This window comes from Flavobacterium bomense, from assembly GCF_003970355.1.
Genome location: NZ_RYDJ01000001.1, coordinates 375,007 through 397,800 on the forward strand (window position 1 = coordinate 375,007; position 22,794 = coordinate 397,800).

23 protein-coding genes are annotated in these 22,794 nt (G+C 35.6%); 8 read left to right on the forward strand and 15 right to left on the reverse strand.

From position 1 onward, the window contains the following. The first annotated feature begins 164 nt into the window (after nucleotides 1-164). A complete protein-coding gene (locus tag EKL98_RS01660) occupies nucleotides 165-908 on the forward strand; it encodes a lysophospholipid acyltransferase family protein (protein ID WP_126561375.1) in 744 nt (247 codons plus the stop codon). Between the two features lie 296 nt (nucleotides 909-1,204). Here the strand turns inward: EKL98_RS01660 and EKL98_RS01665 are convergent, their stop codons facing one another. The 5 genes from EKL98_RS01665 to EKL98_RS01685 form a co-directional block, all read right to left on the reverse strand. Beyond that, entirely contained in the window at nucleotides 1,205-1,621 is a 417-nt protein-coding gene (locus EKL98_RS01665) for a membrane lipoprotein lipid attachment site-containing protein (protein ID WP_126457743.1), read from the reverse strand. Between the two features lie 143 nt (nucleotides 1,622-1,764). Beyond that, on the reverse strand, nucleotides 1,765-2,772 hold the full coding sequence (recA, locus tag EKL98_RS01670; RefSeq protein ID WP_126452335.1) for a recombinase RecA: 1,008 nt from the start codon (nucleotides 2,770-2,772) through the stop codon (nucleotides 1,765-1,767). Nucleotides 2,773-2,974: 202 nt separating this feature from the next. Continuing rightward, a complete protein-coding gene (locus EKL98_RS01675) occupies nucleotides 2,975-3,484 on the reverse strand; it encodes an acyl-CoA thioesterase (RefSeq protein WP_126452284.1) in 510 nt (169 codons plus the stop codon). A 45-nt stretch (nucleotides 3,485-3,529) separates the two neighbouring features. After that, nucleotides 3,530-3,913 (reverse strand): DoxX family membrane protein, encoded by a 384-nt coding sequence (locus EKL98_RS01680; RefSeq protein ID WP_126457742.1) that lies wholly within the window; start codon nucleotides 3,911-3,913, stop codon nucleotides 3,530-3,532. A 4-nt stretch (nucleotides 3,914-3,917) separates the two neighbouring features. Then, nucleotides 3,918-5,066 carry a DNA polymerase III subunit gene (locus EKL98_RS01685; RefSeq protein WP_126561376.1) on the reverse strand — a complete coding sequence of 383 codons (1,149 nt, stop codon included), beginning with the start codon at nucleotides 5,064-5,066 and terminating at the stop codon, nucleotides 3,918-3,920. Between the two features lie 282 nt (nucleotides 5,067-5,348). Here EKL98_RS01685 and EKL98_RS01690 point away from each other — a divergent pair, with 282 nt between their 5' ends. The 4 genes from EKL98_RS01690 (at nucleotide 5,349) to EKL98_RS01705 (ending at nucleotide 10,199) form a co-directional block, all read left to right on the forward strand. Then, a complete protein-coding gene (locus tag EKL98_RS01690; protein WP_126561377.1) occupies nucleotides 5,349-6,536 on the forward strand; it encodes a phosphoglycerate kinase in 1,188 nt (395 codons plus the stop codon). A 298-nt stretch (nucleotides 6,537-6,834) separates the two neighbouring features. Continuing rightward, nucleotides 6,835-8,667, forward strand: a complete 1,833-nt coding sequence (locus EKL98_RS01695; RefSeq protein ID WP_126552805.1) for a LysM peptidoglycan-binding domain-containing protein — start codon at nucleotides 6,835-6,837, stop codon at nucleotides 8,665-8,667. Between the two features lie 48 nt (nucleotides 8,668-8,715). Beyond that, entirely contained in the window at nucleotides 8,716-9,696 is a 981-nt protein-coding gene (locus tag EKL98_RS01700; RefSeq protein ID WP_126561378.1) for a DUF4837 family protein, read from the forward strand. Nucleotides 9,697-9,743: 47 nt separating this feature from the next. Beyond that, nucleotides 9,744-10,199 carry a GNAT family N-acetyltransferase gene (locus tag EKL98_RS01705; RefSeq protein WP_126457737.1) on the forward strand — a complete coding sequence of 152 codons (456 nt, stop codon included), beginning with the start codon at nucleotides 9,744-9,746 and terminating at the stop codon, nucleotides 10,197-10,199. Here EKL98_RS01705 and EKL98_RS01710 read toward each other — a convergent pair. The 3 genes from EKL98_RS01710 to rnpA form a co-directional block, all read right to left on the reverse strand. Then, nucleotides 10,188-10,994: an OmpA family protein gene (locus EKL98_RS01710; protein WP_126457736.1), complete on the reverse strand. Its 807-nt coding sequence runs from the start codon at nucleotides 10,992-10,994 to the stop codon at nucleotides 10,188-10,190. The genes EKL98_RS01705 and EKL98_RS01710 overlap by 12 nt on opposite strands. Further along, nucleotides 10,991-12,622, reverse strand: coding sequence for a S41 family peptidase (locus EKL98_RS01715; RefSeq protein ID WP_126457735.1), 1,632 nt, complete (start codon nucleotides 12,620-12,622; stop codon nucleotides 10,991-10,993). Before EKL98_RS01715 ends, EKL98_RS01710 begins: the two co-directional genes overlap by 4 nt. A 108-nt stretch (nucleotides 12,623-12,730) precedes the next feature. Further along, entirely contained in the window at nucleotides 12,731-13,165 is a 435-nt protein-coding gene (rnpA, locus tag EKL98_RS01720; RefSeq protein WP_126561379.1) for a ribonuclease P protein component, read from the reverse strand. A gap of 127 nt (nucleotides 13,166-13,292) precedes the next feature. Between rnpA and EKL98_RS01725 the strand changes: the two genes are divergently transcribed. From EKL98_RS01725 to EKL98_RS01735, 3 genes are all read left to right on the forward strand, one after another. Beyond that, nucleotides 13,293-14,027, forward strand: a complete 735-nt coding sequence (locus tag EKL98_RS01725) for a lysophospholipid acyltransferase family protein (protein WP_126561380.1) — start codon at nucleotides 13,293-13,295, stop codon at nucleotides 14,025-14,027. A gap of 10 nt (nucleotides 14,028-14,037) precedes the next feature. Continuing rightward, nucleotides 14,038-15,027, forward strand: coding sequence for an acyl-ACP desaturase (locus tag EKL98_RS01730; protein ID WP_126457732.1), 990 nt, complete (start codon nucleotides 14,038-14,040; stop codon nucleotides 15,025-15,027). Between the two features lie 90 nt (nucleotides 15,028-15,117). After that, the gene (locus EKL98_RS01735; protein ID WP_126457731.1) at nucleotides 15,118-15,771 is read left to right on the forward strand and encodes an HD domain-containing protein; all 654 of its coding nucleotides are present in this window, start codon (nucleotides 15,118-15,120) and stop codon (nucleotides 15,769-15,771) included. Between the two features lie 218 nt (nucleotides 15,772-15,989). Here EKL98_RS01735 and EKL98_RS01740 read toward each other — a convergent pair whose 3' ends face one another. From EKL98_RS01740 to EKL98_RS01770, 7 genes are all read right to left on the reverse strand, one after another. Further along, entirely contained in the window at nucleotides 15,990-16,394 is a 405-nt protein-coding gene (locus tag EKL98_RS01740) for a hypothetical protein (protein WP_126515314.1), read from the reverse strand. 146 nt (nucleotides 16,395-16,540) lie between these two features. Next, complete coding sequence (locus EKL98_RS01745) at nucleotides 16,541-17,323, reverse strand: enoyl-CoA hydratase/isomerase family protein (RefSeq protein ID WP_126561381.1); 783 nt, start codon at nucleotides 17,321-17,323, stop codon at nucleotides 16,541-16,543. A 10-nt stretch (nucleotides 17,324-17,333) separates the two neighbouring features. Beyond that, the gene (locus tag EKL98_RS01750) at nucleotides 17,334-18,806 is read right to left on the reverse strand and encodes a PAS domain-containing sensor histidine kinase (RefSeq protein ID WP_370274107.1); all 1,473 of its coding nucleotides are present in this window, start codon (nucleotides 18,804-18,806) and stop codon (nucleotides 17,334-17,336) included. A gap of 2 nt (nucleotides 18,807-18,808) precedes the next feature. After that, on the reverse strand, nucleotides 18,809-19,354 hold the full coding sequence (locus tag EKL98_RS01755) for a CopD family protein (RefSeq protein WP_126561382.1): 546 nt from the start codon (nucleotides 19,352-19,354) through the stop codon (nucleotides 18,809-18,811). Then, entirely contained in the window at nucleotides 19,341-20,696 is a 1,356-nt protein-coding gene (locus EKL98_RS01760; protein ID WP_126561383.1) for an MATE family efflux transporter, read from the reverse strand. Before EKL98_RS01760 ends, EKL98_RS01755 begins: the two co-directional genes overlap by 14 nt. Beyond that, nucleotides 20,697-21,752, reverse strand: a complete 1,056-nt coding sequence (gene hemH / locus EKL98_RS01765; protein ID WP_126561384.1) for a ferrochelatase — start codon at nucleotides 21,750-21,752, stop codon at nucleotides 20,697-20,699. Between the two features lie 99 nt (nucleotides 21,753-21,851). Then, nucleotides 21,852-22,727 carry a helix-turn-helix domain-containing protein gene (locus tag EKL98_RS01770; RefSeq protein WP_126457725.1) on the reverse strand — a complete coding sequence of 292 codons (876 nt, stop codon included), beginning with the start codon at nucleotides 22,725-22,727 and terminating at the stop codon, nucleotides 21,852-21,854. Nucleotides 22,728-22,794: the final 67 nt, after the last annotated feature.

The window sequence follows — 22,794 nt, forward strand, 5'->3', positions numbered from 1 at the left end:
GTAATTTCTTTTAACCATATCAGACATTTAAGTCAATAAAACCTTGATGGTTAAACGAAGATATTATAATTGAGCAGTAAATTAGAACTTATAATACTTATATGTTGAAAAACGCAAGAATATTTTTTGAGTATCATAACATCCGATTTCTTACTTTTGAACTTATGAGAGCATTAAAAATTATTTTCTGGGCGCTATGGCGTATATGGTTTTATATTTTGATGACCATTCCTATATTGGTGATGTTTCCTTTTCTGGTGCTGTCTATTTTGACGGAAAACGGGTATCCTTATTTTTTTAAGATGGCTCGTATTTGGGCAAAATTCATTCTTTTTGGCATGGGTTTTCATTATAAAATAGATAGAACACAAGCAATGGAGTGCCAAAAAAGTTACATGATTGTTGCGAATCATACCTCCATGGCTGATATTATGCTGATGCTTGTCCTGACAAGAAATCCGTTTGTTTTTGTAGGTAAAAAAGAACTTTCAAAAATTCCGTTGTTTGGCTTTTTCTATAAAAGAACCTGTATTTTGGTGGATAGAAATTCTTCAAAAAGTAAAATGGAAGTCTTTAATCGCGCTCAAAAAAGAATTAATCAAGGACTGAGTATCTGTATTTTTCCAGAAGGTGGCGTTCCATGTGATGAATCAGTCTTGCTGGACACTTTCAAAGATGGTGCTTTCCGATTGGCAATTGAGCATCAAATACCCATTGTTCCCATTACTTTTGGAGACAATAAAAAAAGATTTCCATATGCTTTTTGGGGAGGAAGTCCAGGATTTATGCGGGTAAAAATACATTCTCATGTGGAAACTTTGGGAAAAACAGGGGCAGACAGGAAACAAATTCGCGAAGAAGTACGCGAAATCATTTACGACCAATTAGTTGCTTTCGACTCTAAATAAATTTTAAAAACTGTAACTGATCCCGGAATACAACTCAATAAATAGCGGTTTAAAGTCACCAGAGTTGTTTGAAAAAGTATTTATTTGATACTTTACCATAGGTTCAAAATTAATCTGAAATGATTTTACAATTCGGTATTTAAAGCCGGTACTCACATTAGTGCTAAAATGGATTTGCTTCAAATCTGTAAATTTTCTTCGGCATCCGGATAACTACTCGAATGTATCAAGTAAACTCCTAATAGCTTTTTACAGTCAATAATTTATTGGTCTAAGCGCACAATTTTATTCAAGAATTAATTAATAACGACAGGAACTTCTACTTCTTCAAAGATATTTTCTCCATTAGCATTCTCTCCTTTATAAAATTTAAAAATATAAGAACCGGTATTGGTTACATAAAAATTAAAAGAAACCTCTGATGGTGAAGGTATTTGTTGCGTACAAACTTGACTAGTATTCACTGCCGTTTGAATGCCTATGGTTCTTACATTCAAATTTTTGTCATAATAAATCCCTTGAAATAAATGACATTCGGTTGGTCTTGTATATTTTAATTTTATCTCATAGGTATTTCCCAATATGAATTTTTCAGGTAATGTATAGCTATCTATAGGCAGCACTTCAAAGCTATAAGAATCTTGATTATCATTATCAATGGAACATCCGGTCAAGGTTGTAATGAACAGAATAAAAAGCACAATTTTTTTCATTTCTTAATTTTTTAAATTTATACAATTCAGTTTCTTAATTGAATTCTAAGCTGTTTTGCAAAAGATCAAAATTTCAACAAAAGGTTGCGTGTAAAAATAAAAAAATCCGTCTCGTTTTTTAGGTACGAGACGGGTTTTACTTTTTATGCTTCTGCCAATTCTTTTATTCTGGCTTTAATCTTTTCTTCTAATTCATCCGCTAATTCCGGATTGTCTTTAATCAAAGACTTAACAGCATCCCGACCTTGTCCTAATTTAGTTTCACCGTAACTGAACCAAGATCCTGCTTTTTTGATGATTTCAAACTCAACAGCAAGATCAAGAATCTCTCCTGTTTTTGAAATTCCTTCCCCATACATGATGTCAAATTCCGCGATTTTAAATGGCGGAGCGACTTTGTTTTTCACCACTTTTACTTTGGTTCTGTTCCCAAGGACGTTATCTCCATCTTTAATTTGAGTAGAACGACGAATATCCAAACGAATCGAAGCATAAAACTTCAATGCATTTCCTCCCGTTGTCGTTTCTGGATTTCCAAACATCACACCAATTTTCTCTCTCAATTGATTAATAAAGAAAACTGTACAGTTTGTTTTACTGATGGTTCCCGTTAATTTACGCAATGCTTGAGACATTAAACGGGCGTGTAATCCCATTTTAGAATCTCCCATTTCGCCTTCAATTTCACTTTTTGGAGTCAAAGCTGCAACCGAGTCAATGACAACAATGTCAATTGCTCCGGAACGAATCAAGTTCTCCGCAATTTCTAACGCTTGTTCTCCATTATCAGGTTGTGATATGATTAAGTTTTCAATATCTACGCCTAATTTCTCCGCATAGTTTCTGTCGAAAGCATGTTCTGCATCAATAAAAGCTGCAATTCCACCTGCTTTTTGAGCTTCAGCAATAGCATGAAGCGTCAATGTGGTTTTTCCAGAAGATTCCGGACCGTATATTTCAATAATTCTACCTCTTGGATAGCCTCCAACTCCTAATGCCAAATCGATTCCTAAAGACCCGGAAGAAATAGTTTCTACTTCTTCAATGGCTTTGTCGCCCATTTTCATTACTGTCCCTTTTCCGTAGGTTTTGTCTAATTTATCAAGCGTAAGTTGTAGCGCTTTTAATTTAGATTCTTTCTCTGAACTCATCTTCTCTTTTACCTTTTCTTTCATCTATTTGTATTGGTTTATAACTGTAAGAAACTGACAGGATGATTACTTATCCCATAATTTCATTTGTATATTGAATATATGTTTTGTAAAAATACTTCTTTTTTGATTTAAAATTTTCTCTTTCAAGAATATTTTAAATCTATTTATCAATTAAAAATAGTCAGTTGTATTTTGCTTCTTACACGAACAACGCTTTTAATTCGGTTGCATCATGGGGGTTCATTTTTCCGGCTAAAACTAAACTCAGCTGTTTGCGTCGCAATGCAGCTTCAAAACGTTGTTTTTCTATTTCGGTTTCCGGAACAATTTGGGGTACTTCAACGGGTCTTCCCGTATCGTCTACTGCCACAAAAGTGTAGATCGCTTCATTGGCTTTGGTTTTATTACCGGATTCTCTGTCTTCAACCCAAATGTCAATGAATATTTCCATTGAACTTTTGAAAGCTCTGGAAACTTTAGCTTCAACAGTAACGACACTTCCCAACGGAATGGCTCTGTTGAATGCAACGTGATTTACGGATGCTGTAACTACAATTCTTCGGGAATGTCTGCGTGCCGCTATACTTGCTGCGCGATCCATACGGGCTAATAATTCGCCACCAAAAAGATTGTTCAAAGGATTGGTCTCGCTTGGTAAAACCAAATCAGTTAATATCGTCAGGGATTCTGAAGGGTGTTTTGGTGTCATTTTTTTATTTAAAAAGGAGTTGTTCAAAATAATAAGTTGTAAAGTCTAGTTTAACCAATAAACAGCCAATATTGCAGGGATAAAATAAATGACAATCGTTCTGGCTCCATCATAATCTTTGGCCAATCGCTGTCCGAAAAGCAACATCAACAACGTGATACAAGAGAAAACGGCTCCGTAAAAACCAAAAATCCTTCCGTTGTTTACGAATAATTCGATGCAACCCACCACACATAAAATACCGGAAATTAATTCTAAAATCAAGATATTTAGTAGTGCTAAAGGTACATGGTTTTTTAATGGTGTTTTAGCGAAATGACCTTTTAACCATTCGACATTATCTTTCCAATAAAACAATTTGTCGTATCCGGACTGTAGGAAAGTGATGGCCAGGAAAATTAAAATTAAAATAGAAGTAATATTGTTCATTTTTTTATTTTTTGTGAATTAAACGAGTAAGTTTTATTGATAAATCGGTTAAAATAATTTTAGCGTTTCCGTTGCGTTCAATGTGATACATTGCCTCTGAAAGTTCTTTAAAAATATCATTTATGTTGTTGCCATTTACAAAAGGTGCAAAATTCTCCAGTTTGAATTTTTCCACTTGTGGTTCCATGTAGACTAAACTTGGCGTTTGGTAATTGAGCAACAAGGCCTGACGAAACATATCAATACAAAAATGTAAAAACTTTTTTTGGGTTTCTCTTCCCAAACCAGCAATTTGCTCGCTCCACTGGATCAAATCCTGAATGGCAGCGGCGTTTCCTTTTGCTCTAAAAGCCGCACGAACCCAATCGACAAACCATTTTTCAAAAAAAACTGATTCGCTGTCCGGTTGTATTAATTGCAATGCTTTATTGAAATTTCCTTGTGCTTGATGCGCTATTTTTAAAGCTATTTTAGAATCCGTATTTTCTTTTGAAACCAAAGCCTCCGCAATGACAGTTTCACTCAAACCATTAAAATGTAGTACTTGGCAACGGGAACGAATCGTTTGAATAATATCTTCTTCATTTTCTGAAATCAGGATAAAAACCGTTCTGTCTGTAGGTTCTTCCAATAATTTCAGTAATTTATTAGAAGCAGCGATATTCAATTTATCAGCCATCCAAATAATCATTATTTTGTATCCGCCTTCATAAGATTTTAAAGCCAGCGATTTCAAGATTTCCTGCGCATCATCGACCCTAATTTCTCCTTGCTTGTTTTTAACACCTAGCATTTGGTACCAATCAAACAAACTTCCGTACGGATTTTGTTCTATAAACTGTCGCCATTCCGTTATGAAATCAATGCTTTTGGGTTTTGTTTTTACTTCTTCAGTACTGACAGTCGGGTAAATAAAATGCAAATCAGGATGGGAAGTTTTCTGAAATTTCAGGTTGCACGCTTCATTTGAACCGGAATTCTCTCCGTTTTGATTGCTGCAAATGATGTATTGTGCATACGCAATCGCCATGGGTAAAGTGCCACTGCCTTCCGGACCTACGAACAGTTGTGCGTGGGGAATTCTGCCCAAATCAGCACTTTTTGTCAAATGACTTTTGATGTGTTCTTGTCCTAAAATTTCTGAAAATTGCATGAAGCAAAGATAGCAGAAAATGGTGTAGTCTAAAATTTTAGCAGGCAAAGTTTCAGCAGAAGCTAGTTTATAGAAGTGCCAATTTATGTTTTATTTTTAAAATTTAACAGGCCTTTATCTAAAATAATATCTAGATAAATTGATAAATAAAAGCATTATTTATTAATTTACATCGATTTCGTTGCTAAAAATTGATTTTATATGATTTTCTCTAATTTATTAATAATTTAAAAGTTCTATATTTGTTACTCTTTCAAAAAAAATAAACTAAAAAACAGACTGATGAAAACCATAAGTGATTTCAATTTTGCAAATAAAAAAGCCATAATTCGGGTTGATTTTAATGTGCCTTTGGACGAAAAGTTCAATGTAACGGATGCCACGCGTATTGAAGCTGCAAAACCTACTATTGACGCGATTCTTGCGCAAGGCGGAAGCGTGATTTTGATGTCGCATTTAGGTCGGCCAAAAGGAGTGGAAGAAAAATACTCTTTGAAACACATTTTGAAAACAACTGCTGAAATTCTTGGAGTTTCGGTTCAGTTCGCTTCAAACTGTATTGGTTCAGAGGCGAAAGCTGCAGCTGAAAAATTGCAGGCTGGAGAAGTTTTATTGTTAGAAAATTTACGTTTTCACAGCGAAGAAGAAGCGGGTGATGTTGCTTTTGCAAAAGAACTGGCGTCACTTGGTGATATTTTTGTAAACGACGCTTTTGGTACAGCGCATAGAGCGCACGCATCGACTACAATTATTGCGCAGTTTTTTCCAAGCGAAAAATGTTTTGGATTATTATTGGCCAAAGAAATAGAAAGCTTGAACAAAGTTTTAAAAAACAGCGAAAAACCAGTAACAGCAGTCCTTGGTGGATCAAAAGTATCTTCTAAAATTACCGTAATCGAGAATATTCTGGATAAAGTAGACCACATGATTATTGGTGGCGGAATGACTTTTACTTTTGTGAAAGCATTAGGCGGTAAAATTGGAGATTCAATTTGTGAAGATGACAAACAAGAATTGGCTTTGGAAATCTTGAGATTAGCCAAAGAAAAAGGAGTTCAAATCCATATTCCGGTTGATGTTGTAGCGGCAAATGCTTTTTCAAATGATGCTCAAACCCAAATTGTGGATGTCAAAGCAATTCCTGACGGGTGGCAAGGATTGGATGCTGGACCAAAATCATTGGAAAACTTCAAAAAAGTAATCATGGATTCTAAAACGATTCTTTGGAACGGTCCATTGGGTGTTTTTGAAATGGAAAATTTTGCTAACGGAACAATTACATTGGGCAACTTTATTGCAGAATCTACTGCAAACGGAGCATTCTCTCTTGTAGGTGGAGGGGATTCAGTGGCAGCTGTAAAACAATTTGGGCTGGAAGATAAAGTGAGTTATGTTTCTACAGGCGGAGGAGCAATGCTGGAAATGCTCGAAGGCAGAGTGTTACCCGGAATTGCAGCTATTTTAGACTAATAAATGCAGTAAAATTAAAATAAAAGCCGTTTGATATCTAAATAGCATTCAAATCAAACAGCTGTTTTATCACATGTATAAAAACCTTAGCGATACCTTATGTATCGCTGAGGTTTTTTTTAAGTTTCACAATTGGATCTTTAAAGTAATTTTACCCACAAACGATTAGAAATTCAGTGCCAAGGACTGAAAAATTATATTTTTAACAATATTTAAAGAAAATTTTAGTTTTAACCTCTTAAGTTTGTAAAAATAAGACTTCTAATCATTTGGATTATAGGTCTTTGATCTTTTAAATATGACTATAAAAAATACCACATTATCGTTTTTTCTGTTGCTATCAATTCATTTATTTTCGCAGAAAGCAACTGAAAACAAAGCATTTGAAAAAATTGATGCAAAATTATCCTATTTAGATTCCATTAAGAATTCCTTTGTTGAATATGATCTGGCATCTTGTGTAGACAGTTTATGGATGAATGAAATGACCAACTTAGATTTATATAATGATCTTACAGAAGACATCGAAAATATAAATATAGATGAAAAAGTAGATTATGAGTTACCAACAGCACTGCTGAAAGAAAGATTGGCGGCAATGAATGCAAAATCGCCGTTTAATATTGCGTACAATCAAGGTCTGGAAAACATTATTAAATCATTTTTAAAATACCGAAAAAAATCTTTTGAACGATTAATGGCCACTTCGGAATATTATTTCCCCATGTTTGAGGAGGCTTTGGCCAAACAAAATATTCCCTTGGAGATAAAATATTTAGCCGTTGTGGAATCTGCTTTAAATCCAAAAGCAGTTTCAAAAATGGGAGCAACTGGACTGTGGCAATTTATGTATCAAACCGGAAAACAATATGGGTTGAAAATTGATTCGTATGTGGATGAACGCAGCGATCCCTTAAAAGCTACCGAGGCAGCAGCGCAATATATGACCAATATGTACAAAATATTTGGAGATTGGGATTTGGTTTTGGCCTCTTATAACTCTGGTCCGGGAAATGTTTCCAAAGCTATCAGACGTTCCGGTGGTCAGCAAAATTATTGGAATATCAGGAAAAATCTTCCCAGAGAAACCCAAGGATATGTACCTGCTTTCTTAGCAACCATGTATCTTTATGAATACCATAAGGAACACGGAATCGTGCCCCAGCGGGCTACCATAAAGCATTTTACTACGGATACTATCCTGATCAAGAAGCAAATTACATTCAAGCAAATATCAGATTTACTTGATGTTCCAGTAGTTCAATTGCAGGTTTTAAATCCCTCCTACAAGCTTGATATAATTCCTTTTTATCATGATCAAAATCATTATTTGAGATTGCCACAAGAAAAAATTGCTGTTTTTGCCTCTAATGAAGGTCCGATTTATGCCTATACAGAATACGAATCCAGCAAACGAGAGAAGCCCTATTTTGCCACAAAAACAACACCCAAAAAAGAACGTGAAGATACTGGCAATCAAAGAATAGCGCAATCCCAGACAACCCAGTATTACAAGGTAAAAAAAGGAGATAATCTGGGAGCTATTGCCAGTAAATACAATGTTAGCATTGCTGATTTAAGACAATGGAATGCGCTAAGCAGCAATGTTATCGCGTATGGTAAAAACCTAAAAATTAGTAGCAACGAAGCGGTTGTTTCTAATGAAGTAATAAAGAATTCAGATCCAATACAAGCCCTTTCTGAGAAGCAAGTTGCCGCCTCATTAGAGGCAAACGCAGCTGTAGCATCTACTGAAAGCAAGGCGTATTATATAGTTCAAAAAGGAGATAATTTAGAGCGCATTGCTAAGAAATTTGGCACCTCTCCGTCTACTCTGAAACAATGGAATAAAATTTCCGGGCAGACAATTATTTTAGGGAGTTCTTTGATTGTCGCCAAAGAGGAACCTGTAATAAATACAAATAAAGCAACGATAAGTTACTTTAATAAAAAAATAAATGGTTCCGGATTATCCCAGAAAGAAACCGTTGATTACTATGTAAAAAAAGGGGATTCGTTGTATAGTATATCAAAAAAATATCCAGGCGTAACCATTTCTGACCTGAAAAAATGGAACGGTATTCGCGGGGAAGTACTCAAACCAGGAATGAAACTTAAAATTAACGGATAATAGAATAATCTTATCTAAATTTGGGTTTTATTTTATAATTGAAATACAATGAATAAAGCCCTTCTTTTATTGCTTCTTACTGCCATTTTGCTGGGTTCTTGCAACCAAAAAAAGGATCCCCAACCGCGTGCTACAACAGGAAAAATTAATACTATTTCAGTTATCATAGACGACCAGTTGTGGAATGGTGAGATTGGCGACAGTATTCGAAATAAATTTGCCTCCGCCGTTATAGGATTGCCTGAGGAGGAACCTCTTTTTACGATAAATCAATATCCTACTAAAATTTTAGAAGGATTTATGACGGACAGCCGTACGATTATCGTAGTCAAAAAAGAAGAGCAAAATAAATTTGAAATTAAAAAAAATCAATACGCATCACCCCAAAATGTGTTTCATATTTCCGGAAAAACAAGTGTAGATATTCTAGAAATAATAGCGAAAAATTCGCCAAAAATAATTGAAATTATTAAGGAAACTGAAATTTCCGAAAACCAACGCATTATAAAACAGTCTATTCTTAATCCAAAAATCATCAAGAATAAATTTCAAATTTCGATTAATATTCCTTCTTCATATCAATACGTCCTTCATAAACCGCTTTTTATATGGTTAAAAAATGAAATTATAAGCGGCAACACGAGTTTGTTGATTTATCAAGTTCCTATAAATGTCATCACTAAAAAGGATACAGATCTGATCACGAATATTATTAAAATGAGGGATTCTATTGGCAATCTTTACATCAGCGGAAAAGAGAATAATACTGCAATGATTACCGGAGAAAGCTATTCGCCTTATTTTTTTAAGATCAGTCTGGACGGAAAGGAAACGTATGAAACAAAAGGAACTTGGGAATTGAAAAACGATTTTATGTCAGGCCCTTTTATTAATTATGCTATTCTGGATACAGAGCACAACAGGATTTTAGTTTTGGAAGGCTTTTGTTATGCGCCCTCCAAAGAAAAAAGAGACTTAATGCATGAGTTAGAAGCCATCATAAAATCAGTTGAGGTTTTGAAAAAATAGTTTTATTTTCTTTTATTTGCAGTCTAATAAAAACTAAAAAAAATAAAATGTTAAAATGGAGTATAAAGTCGTTTAAGGAACTTTCTGTGGATGAGTTATACGATCTGCTGAGATTGAGAAGCGAGATTTTCGTGGTGGAGCAAAACTGTGTATATCTCGATCTAGATGGAAAGGACAAACTAGCTCTGCATCTTATTGGGGAATTTGAAGGTAAAATTGTAGCGCATTCCAGACTTTTCAAACCAGGAATCAGTTTTGACAATGCCTCAATTGGCCGAGTAACAGTTGATTCAAATTACCGCGACAGAAAATGGGGTCATGACTTAATGCGGGAATCTATTGCAGGAATAGCGCATCATTTTGGCGAAAGCCACATCACTATTGGAGCGCAATTGTACCTAAAGAAATTCTATGAGAGTCATGGTTTTGTGCAAACCAGTGAAATGTATCTCGAAGACGATATTCCGCATATTGAGATGAAAAGTGGGGAACTAAATTTTTAGAATCAGAAACTCAACTCTGCGGTCTAATGCTTCTCCTTGACCTAAGGGAAATTTGTTTCCGTTTCCTATATAATGCATCCTAAGGCTGTTTACGCCTTTATTTATCAAGTATTTATAGACGTTTTTTGCACGGTTCAAGGAAAGCTTGCGTTCTCGGGTTCCCTTATCTATGGCATCCAGGTAATAACTGGGCGTGCAACAAACGTGGCCTCTGATTTCGAATTCCAACGTTTTTTGTTGCTGCAAAAGAACCACAATCTTGTCTAATTCTTTCTTAGATTTCTCCGTTAATGTGCTGCTGCCAAGTGGAAAAAGGATATTTTCCAGATAAATACGGTCGCCTACTTTATGCTTCTTCTGAAACGAATTGTAAATGCCGTTTCCAAAACTGTTTTTCTTGACAAGAAACAAGTCGACTCGCCTGTTTTTAGAACGGGTTTCGGATAGGTTTTCTATCATATCTTTTTTCAGAATCACGCGGCCTTTGCCTTCAATAATGACAATTTTGTTTTTACTGAAACCATTTTGGATAAGTATATTTTGTACCGTAATTACTCTGTTTTTTGATAATTCATAATTATAATCGTTAGCACCCCGGTCATCACAATACCCATAAATTTGTATCGATTCTACTTTTGAGGTATCTGTGTTTTTTATAAAATCGACTATCGTTTGTATTTGGTCGTTATAAAGTGTGAATTTGTCAAATTCAAAATAAACCGTTTCTATAGGTTGCCACTGAGCTGATACGTAGCTCGAAAAAAGTAATAGCACTATGGAGAACGATTTTTTCATTTTAAGATAGACTGATACTCCATATTGGAATTCAAAATAGTAATGGCCCGTTTGATTTCAGAATTATTTTTGATGTAATACTGATACAGCCCTTCCTGATATTGATAGCGTTTAATGATTTCATCGACCATCAGGTTTTTGATTTCTTTTTGGTTTTTGTCCAATAAGGCATTTTCGCTTTTTTGAAGCGCAACACTTAATTGTTGATATTCTACCAGAATAGATTCCTCTAGTTTTTCTTTTTTGGCCATAGCCAAAGTGTTTTTCAAGGCCAATTCCGTTTCCGTGTCAAAGGAGAATTTTTGTGTTTTTAGGAACTGTTTGAACTCTAAATACTCCACATCAGAAATAACAGGAATGCGATTTCCTAAATTTGGATTTTTATAATAATACGTCGTGGCATAGTTAAAAATCCCGTCGTTGTGAAGCAAAGCATTTGCTATCGGACTTAATTTAGTTTCTTCCAGTTCTACATCCGGCTGAATTCCTCCGCCGTCATAAACGGTTCTGCCTTTTCTGGTTTTAAAGGCATTATAGTTTTTCTCCTCTGTTTTTAGAACCATTCCGTTTTTGTTTTTTCGTGAATAATCTAAAGCTTGAATGCATCTTCCGGATGGCGTGTAATAACGGGAAATGGTTACTTTTAGTTGTGTACCATACGTTAAATCTACCGGTCTTTGCACGAGTCCTTTCCCAAAACTGCGGCTACCCACCACTACAGCACGATCTAAATCTTGAAGTGCGCCAGCCACGATTTCGGATGCTGAAGCGCTGTGACCGTTAACAAGTATTATCAAAGGAATGTCAGTATCTACAGGGTCTTTGGTTGTTTTATATGTGCTGTTGTGTTGCTCTATTTTTGATTTTGTAGTAACAATAATTTCGTTTTTTGGAACAAATAAATTACAAATATTCACGGCTTCATTCAAGAGTCCGCCCGGATTGTCTCGGACATCCAGTATAATGCGTTCGGCACCTTCTTTTTTGAGTTGTTCTAAGGCTTCTTTGGTTTCCAAGGACGCTTTTTTATTAAAATGCGATAATACGATATAGCCGGTCTTGTCGTCTATTTTTGCAAAAAAGGGCACCGATTTGATTTCGACTTCGTCCAGGATAATCTGGGTACTTTGTACTTTTCCTTGTCGGATGTATTTGAGGTCTATTTTGGTGTTTTTGGTACCTTTGAAAAGCTGAGAGGCCTCGTCTTTAAAATCAGACAAAAGGACATCGCCCACTTGAATAATTTCGTCACCGGCTTTCAGGCCAGCTTTGTCGGCGGGAAAATTTTTATAGGGCTCTTTAACGATCAATTTATCTTCTTTTCGAGTCAGTAAAGCGCCTATTCCGGTATATTCTCCAGTGTTGTTTATCTTGAATCGCACTACATCCTGCTCGTTGAAATATACGGTGTATGGGTCTAAATTAACCAGCATTCCTTTGATGGCCTTGTCCATTAATTCTCCAGGATTCGTTTCATCGACATAATTTCGGTTTAATTCCTTGAAAAGGGTCGTGAATATCTCGATTTGCTTGGCGATTTCAAAAAAATCATCTTTGAAGCTGGTTCCAATAAACAGAAATACCGAAGCGACAAGGGGAATTAAGAATTTTTTTTTGAGGAAGCTCATAGGTTTAATTAACTAAATTTGAGACCACTAAAATAACAATAAATCACGAAATAATGATGCAGGACTGAATCTAAAGGTGATTTTGTTTAATTGGGATAGGTGAATTGTTTATATTTCAGAAATAGAATCGCTTTCGGATACTGGTTTTTTAATGTTTTGAGCAACAAATTTCTCAAACAATTGAATGGTTTTGGCATTAATTTCGGCGTACGTCAATCTGTCTTTAGTTTGATAAAAAAACATAAAGGAATAGGGTTGGTCCAGATGGTCAATCAAAAGGTGTTTGTTCAGCCGGTAGGTTTCGCGCAGGACGCGTTTGAAATAATTGCGGTCTACGGCTTTCTTGAAATTCTTTTTGGAAACCGAAACTCCCATTTTTATTTTTTCTCCCGTCCCGAAGTTTCGGGATTCGGGATCGCCAAAAGAGCTGGCTTTATACACCAATCGCAACGGATATTTTGATACTGATTTCCCTTCGGTAAACAATAATCCAATAGTGGTCTTGCTTTTTAGTTTTTCGTTTTTTGAGTAAGTAAAATTCATTTTAATAGAAAAAAGGACATGGATTTTGACTGGCAAAGTTACGATTAAAGGTTGAGTCCATATATTGTTTGGGATTTAAAATCGGGCTAAAAATATATTTCTTACTTTTACGGCAAATTTTTAAAGCATGGAAAAACTAATTTCGTATCCCATATCCGTAATCTATTATTTATGTTTTGGTCTTACCTTGGTTATTTTTCACCCAATTCAATGGGTTTGCTTTCACGTTTTTGGGTATCAAGCCCATAAAATAAGTGTCGATTATTTAAATTTTTCTCTGATTTTGTGCACAAGACTGTTAGGAACATCGTACCGGTTTGAAAATGTGGAAAGCATCCCAAAAAATGTTCCGTTAATTTTCGTGTCCAATCATCAAAGTATGTACGATATTATTGCTATGATTTGGTTTTTTCGCCGATTTCATTGTAAATTTGTCAGTAAAAAAGAATTGGGAAGTGGGATTCCCAGTGTGTCGTTTAATTTACGACATGGTGGTTCTGCTCTTATTGATCGTAGAGATCCCAAGCAAGCCATTCCTGCGATCAAAAATTTGTCTGAATATATTGAAAAACACAATCGTTGCGCAGTTATTTTTCCGGAAGGAACACGAAGCAAGACTGGGAAGCCAAAGGAATTTGCGCAAAGCGGATTCAAAATTTTATGCAAATACGCGCCTTCAGCTTATGTAGTTCCGATAAGCATAAACAATTCTTGGATAATTGTTAAATATGGGTTTTTCCCTTTAGGTTTAGGAAATCGCCTTACCTTTGTAGTTCATAAGCCATTAGCGGTTAAAGATTATAATTTTTCTGATTTGATCGAAAAAACAGAAAAAGCAGTTGTTCAAGGAATAAAAATTTAATTTATATATAATGTCAATAAAAAACATTCGATTAGAAGTAATGCAGTTTTTGGAAAAAAACGTAGATAGCTTTGTCGATCAGTATCTGATACCAGTAGAAAAAATATGGCAACCAACGGATTTTTTGCCTAATTCTCAAAGTGATACTTTTTTTGATGAGGTCAAAGAATTGCGTGAAATTGCAAAAGAATTACCCTATGATTTTTGGGTAACTTTAGTAGGTGACACGATTACTGAAGAAGCCTTACCGACCTACGAATCTTGGTTAATGGACGTAGACGGAATAGATAATGTAGAGCGAAACGGTTGGTCCAAATGGATCCGACAATGGACTGGAGAGGAAAATCGTCATGGCGACATGCTCAACAAATATCTGTATTTATCAGGTCGCGTGAATATGCGTGAAGTAGAAATGACTACCCAACACCTCATCAACGATGGTTTTGACATAGGAACCGGAAGAGACCCTTATAAAAACTTTGTTTATACTAGTTTTCAAGAGTTGGCAACCTATGTTTCCCATAACCGAGTAGCGCAAATGGCTAAGAAATATGGGGATAACAAATTGTCTAAAATGTGCAAAATGATTGCGGGTGATGAGATGCGCCACCATCATGCTTACAGTGAGTTTGTAACTCGTATTTTTCAGGTGGATCCTAGCGAAATGATGCTTGCGTTTCAATATATGATGAAAGCAAAAATCGTTATGCCAGCACATTTCTTAAGAGAATCCGGTGAAAAAATAAGTACTGCTTTCGAACAGTTTTCGGATTCGGCACAACGAATCGGGGTGTACACTGCAGCGGATTATGTAGACATTATGCAAAAATTAATTGACAAATGGGAAATTGATAAAATTACAGGCTTAACTGATGAAGCAGAAAAAGCCCGGGATTATTTGATGAAATTACCCGGAAGAATGGCACGAATTTCTGAGCGATTGGTCATTCCGAAAGAATCCCATATTTTCAAATGGGTAGAACCCGCTTTAGTACGATAGCTTTTTGAATGCAAAAATAAAGAATAAAAAAGTTGAATTTTGAAGTTACAGAACTTTGAAATTCAACTTTTTTTTAAAAGTATATAAAGAATGATAAATGCAGATTTAATTCGAAAAACGATTCTTTTTGTAAAGGAAAAACTAAAAAATGCCGAAGGCGGACACGATTGGTTTCATATTGAAAGAGTGTTTAAAAATTCCGTTTTGATTGCTAGAAAAGAAGCTTGTGATCCCACGGTGGTTCAATTGGGTGCTTTGCTGCATGATATTGCCGATAGTAAGTTTCATGACGGTGACGAAACTGTAGGGCCAAAACTAGCGAGATCATTTTTAGAATCAGAAAATGTTGACGCAGATACCATTGTACATGTGGTCAAGATCATTGAAAACATCTCATACAAAGGCGGTAATTTCGAAAAGAAATTCTCCTCCATAGAACTAGATGTGGTTCAGGATGCGGACCGATTAGATGCGATTGGCGCCATTGGAATTGCCAGAACATTCAATTATGGCGGATTTAAAAACAGAGCGATCTACGACCCTAAAATTGCTCCAAATTTCAACATGACCAAGGAAGAATACAAGAAGAACGATTCTCCAACGCTCAATCATTTTTACGAAAAATTATTGCTTTTGAAAGATAAGATGAATACCGAGGCGGGAAAACAAATTGCACAAGAAAGACACCAGTATATGGAAGGATTTCTAGCGCAGTTTTATGCGGAATGGGAAGGGGAGAAGTAAGTAAACAGTGTTCAGTTTTAGTATTCAGTTTGTTGACGTCCAAATACTGCAACTTTAATTAAAAAAGATCGATTTCAGTCTTGCCTTACACCCAAGCCATGAACTGATTACTAAATTCTGGTCCCTAACCACTATTTTTAAATTTCAGATATTTTTTGGATTGCTGGTTTTTTAAATCAAAAATCAGTCCCGATAGTTATCGGGATTAATCAAAAATCTTAAATCGAAATCCCTTTTGCTTTCATTTCCAAAATCACATCCGAAGCATTCTTAAAAGTGGGCGCTTGCTCAATAATAGTTCCTACTCTTTTTTTATTGAGTTTAAAAGTGATGTCGTTCTCCGTTGTAAACAGTAAGGCAGTTAAAAATGGATTGTTCATAAAAGGCGCTAATACCATAAAAGTTTCGTCAAGAGTATGAAAACTTTCTATTTCTTCGGTTTTATAACGCGCCGTAACGGAAAGGCTGAACACGTCACTTTCTGACAAAACGGGACGAACGTAGATATTTTTCAGTTCGGTGTCACCAATGGTTTTGGCAAGTGTTAGTTTGGCGTAAGTGCCATTTTGGATGCTTTCTTTTACATTTTCCCAGAAAAGTGCAAATACAGGTTGGAAGGACATTGGTTTAATTTTAGATGGTTATATTCCGAAAGAGGATTGCAAAATTAAGTCTTGTCAAGCAGATAATCTGTTTTTTGAGCAAAGATTATTTTAAAGGAACATCATTTATAAACTAAAAAGAGAACCAACGTGGTTCTCTTTTGTTATTATTTCCCCGTAAACACTGCTTTTCTTTTCTCTAAAAATGCAGCTGTTCCTTCTTTAAAATCTTCGGTTCCAAAACATTTTCCAAAAGCTTTTATTTCGGTTTCATAGCCATTTTTTCCTTCTTTAAAATTAGCATTGACGGCTTTTATGGCTTTGCCAATAGCATACGGAGAATTTTTTATTATTTTATGGGCTACACTCACACAGTAATCTAAAAGTTCAGCTTCAGGGACTACGTGATTCACCAGTCCCGTTCTGTAAGCATCTTGCGCTGTTACCATTCCTGCGGTCATAATCATTTCCATTGCGCGTCCTTTTCCTATCAATTGTGGCAAACGTTGCGTTCCTCCGTAACCCGGAATTACACCCAGCGAAACTTCAGGTAATCCCATTTTTGCATTTTCTGAAGCTACTCTGAAATGACACGCCATGGCTAATTCTAATCCGCCGCCCAATGCAAAACCATTAACGGCTGCGATTACGGGTTTTTTTAAATTTTCTATGAAATCAAATAATTTTTCTTGTCCTTCAGCGGCCAATTGCGTTCCTTCTTCAACTGAAAAAGCAGCAAATTCAGAGATATCCGCTCCCGCCACAAAAGCTTTTTCACCGCTTCCCGTTAAAATAATAACATGAATTTCATCATTTTTCCCTAATGTTTTGAAAGCTTTATTCAAATCAGAAATCGTGGCAACATTCAACGCATTTAGTTTTGTAGCACGATTAATGGTAATCGTTGCAATGTTATTTTCGGTTGCAATTAAAAGATTTTCGTAGTTCATAATTGTATTTTTAGGTGTTAATTATTGGAAGCGAAACCGTAAAAGTAGTTCCTTTTCCATATTCAGTTTCAAAGGTAATCGTTCCTTTATAATTTTCGATAATGTTTTTTATAATTCCAAGACCAAGACCCATTCCGCTACTTTTAGTGGTAAATTTTGGTTCGAATATACGGTCAATATCTTTGAGTTGAATCCCAATTCCATTATCGGTAACAGTAATTAATACGTTGTTTGCTGCTTTATGGATACGGAGAACTACTGATTTTTTTTCTTGTTGTTCCGGAATAGACTGAATAGCATTTTTAGCCAGGTTCGTGATAATCCGGATCAGTTGGGTACGGTCAATTTTCGAAATAATTTCAGGAGAATCGCTTTGAAATTCAATGTAGTCTTCATTGAAAATGTCCATCGCAAGTTCTACTACGGCAACAACATTCAAGGTTTCGTTTTGCTGTGCCGGCATTGATGCAAAATTTGAAAACGCAGAGGCAACGGCACTCATGGTGTCAATTTGTTGAATTAAAGTTTCGGAGTAATCGTTCATTTTTTGTTTTACATTGGCATCGTTTGGATCAAATTTTCGTTGAAAACTCTGTACTGTTAATCGCATTGGCGTAAGCGGATTTTTGATTTCATGGGCGACCTGTTTGGCCATTTCGCGCCACGCTTCTTCTCGTTCGCTTTGGGCCAGTTTAATGGCGCTTTTCTCCAGTTTGTCCACCATTCCGTTGTAGGCATTGATCAATAAGTTGATTTCCTTACTGTTTGCTTCCAGAACAATTTTTTCATTTTTTTGATTTAAACTCGTTCCACTTAACTTATCTGATATTGTTTTTAATGATTTTGTAATGTAAGAGGAAAGGAAATAAGCGACAGCAAAAGCAATAATAAGCATAAAAGCATACACCTGTCCCAGACGAATTAGGAAACTTTTTAATTCGTTTTCATAATATCCATCATCTTCTACATAAGGTAAGTTCAATATCCCCAGTGGTTTGAATTTATGATCTTTGATTTGGCTGAAAGCGGAACGGTTCTTTTTGCCATCTATAGTTTTAATATCAACGTATCTTTTTTCGATAGAAGAACGAACTAGTTTTAAAATGTATTTTGGAATAGGAGGCGCCACTATATCCACAGAAAAAGACTCTTTAGAAGACTTTAGTAATTTTCCGTCCAGACCATAGATGTTTATTTCCGCATTATGAATGTGGGCTAATTCATGGATTTTATCTTTAAAAATCAAACTTAAATTGGCAGAATTTAAAGGATATGTAGTGGTAGAGAGTACATAATTGATGTGCTCTTTTACAGAATTCTCATTGCGTTCTAAGCGTTCTTGGTGGTACTCTTTGGCTTCGTTTTTAAATTGAATGATGGATATAGAAGCTAATAAAACAGACGCTATTAATATCAACACAATCATCGAAAGGAAGATTCTGATTCGTAACGAGAGCATTGCTATTTTGAAGCTTTTGAACATAATTAAGATTGATTTCTTTGTCGAATCCGTTTGTAAAATTTAAAACCCAACATAATTAAAATGGAAAACAAAAAGATTCCAATTACACCATAAATCCAGTTCACTGCATCTTTGACAATGATTAAAAAAACGACTGCAAATAAAATTATGGTCGCACCTTCATTCCACAACCGCATAAAGTTTGAACTGTATTTTATTTCATCATTTTGCAAATGATTGTAAATTTGTTGGCATTTTCCATGGTATAAATAAAGTGCAAAAACAAAGCCAAATTTTACTTGCATATAATCTAACTGAATTAAACTTGGATTCAGATAAAGTAATGAAAAGGCAAATATACTCGCTAAAACAGCCGAAGGCCAAGTGATAATATACCACAAGCGATAGGTCATTATTTTGTATTGTTTTTGCAGAATTTCTTTCTCTGGCGAGGGTTTATCTGCCGCTTCAATTTGGTACACGAACAAGCGTACAATATAAAACAATCCTGCAAACCATGTAATTACAAAGATGAGGTGCAGAGATTTAAGGTAATTATAGTATTCCATCGTTAGTTTGAATCAGTTTTGTATTCATTTCTTTTTTTAGAAAATAGCCAGTTAGTATTGTTGATAAGATATCTGCAATTGGGAATGCAAACCACACTCCAAAAATACCTAAAAAATTTGGTAGAATGAGCACTAACGGAATCAGGAAAAATCCTTGTTTACTTAACGTCAAAAGCAGTGCTTTTTTTGCCTTTCCTGCAGCTTGAAAATAAGCCGCACCAATGAGCTGAACAGCAATAATTGGCGAAGCTGCAAATACCCAGCGCAACGCTTCCGGAGTTTGGTCGATTACAAGTGGATCTGTAGTAAAAATAGCAACGATAGGCTTTGCAAAGATTAGAATAACCACAAAAATAAGCGAGGCGAGAAATGCGGCATATTTTATGGATAGTTGCACACTTTCTTTCACTCTTTCATAATTTCCTGCACCGTAATTGAAACCGGCAATTGGCAGAAATCCTTGCGTAATTCCCAGGATAGGAAACAAGGAAAACATCAGCATTCGACTGATAATTCCATAAATAGCAACAGAATGTTCGCCGCCATACGTATATAAAGTATGATTCAGGATGATGGCTAAAATGCTCACAACTCCTTGTCTTGAAAAAGTCACAAAACTCAACTCAGTGATTTCTTTGACAATGGGCATTTTAAATTTAAAATGCTTCATTTTCAGTTGAAGTTCACTTTTGAAAACAAAAAACCAAAGTACAAACAAGAAACAGGTAAAATAGGATATGGCAGTAGCCAAAGCAGCGCCAAACATACCTAAATCTAAGTATTTGATAAAAATAATATCCAATGCAATATTGACAAATGCAGGAATAATCATGGAGACCATCGCAAACTTGGCCTTGCCTTCGGCGCGAATCACGTTGTTTCCCATCATGCAAAGTGCCAAAAACGGAACGCTTATAATTATGGGGATAAAAAATTCTTTTGCGGGTTCCATTATGGCTCCTTTCGCGCCAAAAAGCATTAGCATTTCGTCACTAAAAAAAAGACCAAATACCACAAAAACAGAGGCCAATAAAAAAGTCATCATGATTTGGTTGCCAAATGTTTGAAGTGCTTTTTCCTTGTGACTGGCTCCCAATGCTCTGGAAAGTACAGATCCTCCGCCCACACCAATCGCCATTCCCAGAGAAGAAATCAAAAAGGTGATGGGCAGAACTACGGTTACCGCAGCAATGGCCAAAGAACCAATCCATTGTCCAACAAATATGGTATCAATCAAGATATTAACCGACATGAATAAAATCCCAATAGAAGACGGAACTGCCTGTTTTATCAAGAGTTTTTTAATGTCTTGTGTTCCTAGTTCATCGGCGGTAACAGTCATTTAAGCGTTAATTTTTTCGGAGTCAAGTTTAAGTGATGATGAAGCATTGGACCAGCTTGAAATCCAATTACTTACGGTTTTACACCAGTCGTCACCATCATTTAAACAAGGAATTGCTTTAAAATTTTCTCCTCCGTGAGCCTTAAATTCATGATTGGCTTCCATGGCAATTTCTTCCAAAGTTTCCAAGCAATCCGATACAAAAGCAGGCGTTACAACAGCCAGGTTTTTGATTCCTTTCTCGGACATTTTGTTTACTTCAACGTCTGTATATGGTGTCAACCATTTGTCTCCGGCTAAGCGCGATTGAAAAGTCTGGCTGTATTTTCCTTCTGGAATTCCCAGCAATTTTACAACTTGTTTGGTCGTTTCATAACATTGATGGCGGTAACAAAACTCATGTGCCGGCGACGGGGTGTTGCAGCATGAACCGTCAATTTTACAATGTGATTTTGTGATATCCGTTTTGCGAATATGACGCTCCGGAATTCCATGGTAGGAGAATAATAAATGATCATAGTCAAAACCTTCTAGATGACCTTTAATGGAATCAGCCAAGTTTTTGAGATAATCTGGTTTGTTGTAAAACGCAGGAACTATCGTGAATTTCATACCCGGAAAATACTTTTTACGGTACTCTTCGGCCAGTTCTATTATTGTGGTGGTAGATGCCATTGCATGTTGCGGGTACAAAGGAAAAAACAACACCTCGGTCACGCCTTTATCATGTAACTCTTGTAAGCCGGACAATAAGGATGGATTTCCGTAACGCATTGCTAGGGAAACGGGTACATCAACTAATTTTTGTACTTTTTCGTGCATTCTTTTGGAAATAACCACAAGTGGAGACCCTTCGTCCCACCATATTTTTGCGTAAGCGGCAGCAGATTTTTTAGGTCTTGTTTGCAAAATTATACCACGAACTAATAATGCTCGTAACAAAAACGGAACGTCAATTACGTATTTGTCCATTAAAAATTCATCTAAATACGATTTTACATCCTTTGGAGTGGGACTTTCCGGAGAACCTAAATTAACTAATAATACACCTTTCATGTTATCTTTTTTTGTTGGTACAAAAGTAAATAAACTTACTTTTTTATAAATTGCGATTAACTATTTTTTATTTATTGTTTAATATATGAAATCAATTGTTTATGACATATTTGGATTGATCGACATCAAGTATTTTTTAGGCGTAGTGGCAAATTTTTTCTTAAATGCCGCTATGAAATGGCTTCCGGTGCTGTAGCCAATTTTCAATCCTACTTCGTTTACATTATAGGAGCCGCTATCGAGTAATTTTCGAGCAAAATCCATTTTGTAGTCAAACAGAAAACCATAAACGGTATCGCCATAAATTTGTTTGAAACCCATTTTTAGTTTCTTTAGATTCAGCCCTATTTCATCCGCCAATTCCTGTAATCCGGGTGGTTCAGCCATATTGGCTATGATGATTTCTTTGGCTTTTTTAATTTTCATGACATTGTCCTCATCAATTAGAAACGGACATTGTTCTGCGTTTGGATCTTCAGTTCTATTGAAATACAAACTCAATAATTCGTATCCTTTGCCTTTGTAATACAAGTTTTTTATGGAGGGATGCAAGTTATAATGAAACAATTGCGATAAAACAATCGCCATCGAGGGACTGATATTACCTTCGTTATAATATTTTTTGTCCTTATTATCTGCGCTTAAAAAAGTAATATAATCGGCTTCGGTCGAAAATAAAGCATGGAATTTTTTGATAGAAATAATCACAGAGATTACCCAAGAATTAGGTGCTAACTCCAGATTTAAAGGCAGTTCTTTTTGTGGGTTGTACAGCAACAATGATTTTTCCTCTTTCAGTTCCAAAGCATAATTGCCTTGGTTGAAAATGAATTTCGCTTTTCCTTTGATTCCAAAATGAAACTGAATCAAACCGCTGCCCACTTCCCGTTGCGCATTAAAAGAATCGTTGCTGTCATTCTGAAAGCGAATGAGTGTGAAATCATCCTCAATTTTTATAATTTCCTGAGAACCCATAGCGATATTTTTTTTAAATGAAAATGATATTCATCAAGTTATTTTATTTAGAACCACTTTAAATAAA

What these genes read in the sequence shown, in the direction of transcription:
- EKL98_RS01660 (WP_126561375.1), top strand. Translation starts at nt 165, where the DNA reads ATGAGAGCATTAAAAATTATTTTCTGGGCGCTATGGCGTATATGGTTT.
- EKL98_RS01710 (WP_126457736.1), bottom strand. Translation starts at nt 10,994, where the DNA reads ATGAAAAAATCGTTCTCCATAGTGCTATTACTTTTTTCGAGCTACGTA.
- EKL98_RS01675 (WP_126452284.1), bottom strand. Translation starts at nt 3,484, where the DNA reads ATGACACCAAAACACCCTTCAGAATCCCTGACGATATTAACTGATTTG.
- EKL98_RS01665 (WP_126457743.1), bottom strand. Translation starts at nt 1,621, where the DNA reads ATGAAAAAAATTGTGCTTTTTATTCTGTTCATTACAACCTTGACCGGA.
- EKL98_RS01685 (WP_126561376.1), bottom strand. Translation starts at nt 5,066, where the DNA reads ATGCAATTTTCAGAAATTTTAGGACAAGAACACATCAAAAGTCATTTG.
- EKL98_RS01760 (WP_126561383.1), bottom strand. Translation starts at nt 20,696, where the DNA reads ATGACTGTTACCGCCGATGAACTAGGAACACAAGACATTAAAAAACTC.
- hemH (WP_126561384.1), bottom strand. Translation starts at nt 21,752, where the DNA reads ATGAAAGGTGTATTATTAGTTAATTTAGGTTCTCCGGAAAGTCCCACT.
- EKL98_RS01680 (WP_126457742.1), bottom strand. Translation starts at nt 3,913, where the DNA reads ATGAACAATATTACTTCTATTTTAATTTTAATTTTCCTGGCCATCACT.
- recA (WP_126452335.1), bottom strand. Translation starts at nt 2,772, where the DNA reads ATGAGTTCAGAGAAAGAATCTAAATTAAAAGCGCTACAACTTACGCTT.
- EKL98_RS01695 (WP_126552805.1), top strand. Translation starts at nt 6,835, where the DNA reads ATGACTATAAAAAATACCACATTATCGTTTTTTCTGTTGCTATCAATT.
- EKL98_RS01745 (WP_126561381.1), bottom strand. Translation starts at nt 17,323, where the DNA reads ATGAACTACGAAAATCTTTTAATTGCAACCGAAAATAACATTGCAACG.
- EKL98_RS01735 (WP_126457731.1), top strand. Translation starts at nt 15,118, where the DNA reads ATGATAAATGCAGATTTAATTCGAAAAACGATTCTTTTTGTAAAGGAA.
- rnpA (WP_126561379.1), bottom strand. Translation starts at nt 13,165, where the DNA reads ATGAATTTTACTTACTCAAAAAACGAAAAACTAAAAAGCAAGACCACT.
- EKL98_RS01750 (WP_370274107.1), bottom strand. Translation starts at nt 18,806, where the DNA reads ATGTTCAAAAGCTTCAAAATAGCAATGCTCTCGTTACGAATCAGAATC.
- EKL98_RS01740 (WP_126515314.1), bottom strand. Translation starts at nt 16,394, where the DNA reads ATGTCCTTCCAACCTGTATTTGCACTTTTCTGGGAAAATGTAAAAGAA.
- EKL98_RS01700 (WP_126561378.1), top strand. Translation starts at nt 8,716, where the DNA reads ATGAATAAAGCCCTTCTTTTATTGCTTCTTACTGCCATTTTGCTGGGT.
- EKL98_RS01690 (WP_126561377.1), top strand. Translation starts at nt 5,349, where the DNA reads ATGAAAACCATAAGTGATTTCAATTTTGCAAATAAAAAAGCCATAATT.
- EKL98_RS01715 (WP_126457735.1), bottom strand. Translation starts at nt 12,622, where the DNA reads ATGAGCTTCCTCAAAAAAAAATTCTTAATTCCCCTTGTCGCTTCGGTA.
- EKL98_RS01770 (WP_126457725.1), bottom strand. Translation starts at nt 22,727, where the DNA reads ATGGGTTCTCAGGAAATTATAAAAATTGAGGATGATTTCACACTCATT.
- EKL98_RS01725 (WP_126561380.1), top strand. Translation starts at nt 13,293, where the DNA reads ATGGAAAAACTAATTTCGTATCCCATATCCGTAATCTATTATTTATGT.
- EKL98_RS01705 (WP_126457737.1), top strand. Translation starts at nt 9,744, where the DNA reads ATGTTAAAATGGAGTATAAAGTCGTTTAAGGAACTTTCTGTGGATGAG.
- EKL98_RS01730 (WP_126457732.1), top strand. Translation starts at nt 14,038, where the DNA reads ATGTCAATAAAAAACATTCGATTAGAAGTAATGCAGTTTTTGGAAAAA.
- EKL98_RS01755 (WP_126561382.1), bottom strand. Translation starts at nt 19,354, where the DNA reads ATGGAATACTATAATTACCTTAAATCTCTGCACCTCATCTTTGTAATT.